This is a genomic window from Methylocella tundrae, from assembly GCF_901905185.1.
Lineage (GTDB): Bacteria > Pseudomonadota > Alphaproteobacteria > Rhizobiales > Beijerinckiaceae > Methylocapsa > Methylocapsa tundrae.
Genome location: NZ_CABFMQ020000119.1, coordinates 1 through 1,336 on the forward strand (window position 1 = coordinate 1; position 1,336 = coordinate 1,336).

General features: G+C 61.0%; 1 protein-coding gene. It reads left to right on the forward strand.

Annotation, left to right across the window (positions count from 1 at the left end; all coding sequences use genetic code 11):
* The first annotated feature begins 97 nt into the window (after positions 1–97).
* A complete protein-coding gene (repC, locus tag MPC4_RS17270; protein ID WP_174513616.1) occupies positions 98–1,330 on the forward strand; it encodes a plasmid replication protein RepC in 1,233 nt (410 codons plus the stop codon).
* The last annotated feature ends 6 nt before the right edge of the window (positions 1,331–1,336 follow it).

A 1,336-nucleotide genomic window follows, 5' to 3' on the forward strand; every position in this document is an offset into this window, starting at 1 on the left:
AGAATCTCACTTCCGCGAATCACAGTCAAGAGTCTTGTCTGAGATTTAGCGTCGATTCGGCGAGCTGATTTCCTTTGCCCGAGCGAGGCTAAGGAAAATGGAAGAACAGCATCATCCAACGACGCCCTTTGGGCGGCGGTCGCTGACCCTCGCCCATCTGGCCAGCCAGGCGATCGCAAAAGCGCGCCCACCCGAAAGGGCGGTTCATAAATGGAACGTCTTCCGCGCCATTTGCACGGCGAGGATGCGCATCGGGGTCTCCGAGCGGGCGCTGACCGTGCTCGACGCGCTTTTGACGTTTCATCCCGAAACCGTCCTCACCGGCGACGGCCTCATCGTCTTTCCGTCCAATTACCAACTGTCACTGCGCGCGCATGGCATGGCGCCGGCGACGCTGCGCCGTCATCTCGCCGTGCTGGTCGACGCCGGCCTGATCGTCCGGCGCGACAGTCCCAACGGCAAACGCTATGCCCGAAAGGGCAGGGCAGGGGAGGTTGAGACGGCCTTCGGTTTCGACCTTTCTCCGCTCGTCGCCCGGGCCGATGAGTTCGAAGCCTTTGCAGAAGCAGTTCGCGCCGAGGAGCGCGCCCTCAAATTGGTTCGCGAGCGCATCACTTTGTGCAGGCGCGACATCGCCAAGATGATCGCGACGGGCATTGAGGAAGGCGTGCCGACCCGCCAGGGAGGGCAGGGGCCAGCCGACTGGGCGGAGGTTCACGCCCTCTATCGCGGCCTCATCGAACGCATTCCGCGCACCGCGCCGCCGGCCGTTCTCGAGCCGATCGCGGAAGAACTTTCCGTGCTCGCGGATGAAATCCTCATCCTGCTGGAAACACATATAAAAACACAGATTCCAAGCGCCAATGAGTCTCAAACTGAGCGGCACAAACAAAATTCAAACCCAAATATCCTACCTGAACTTGAACCTCGCTTTCCAGAAAGCCAGGGGGCGAGATCGGCGCCAACCCCCCCGTCGTCGCGATCGTCCGAGGGATCTTTTCCACTCGGCATGGTGCTGGACGCTTGCCCGGATGTTTCTGATTACGCCAAGGGCGGGATTTCCAACTGGCGCGATTTTTTGGCCACGGCGTCAGTCGTCCGCTCAATGCTGGGCGTCAGCCCAAGCGCCTTCGAGGAGGCCCAAAATGTCATGGGTGATATCCCCGCGGCGATTGTCATCGCGGCGATCCTGCAACGAGGCTCAGCCATCGCCAGCGCCGGCGGCTATTTGCGCGAGCTGACGCGAAAGGCTGAAACCGGGGAGTTCTCGCTCGGACCGATGTTGATGGCGCTCATAGGATCTCGAAAGCGGGAGAAAAAGCGGGCATAGCGCCAA

Coding starts and splice junctions, on each gene's coding strand:
- repC (WP_174513616.1), top strand. CDS start 98: ATGGAAGAACAGCATCATCCAACGACGCCCTTTGGGCGGCGGTCGCTG.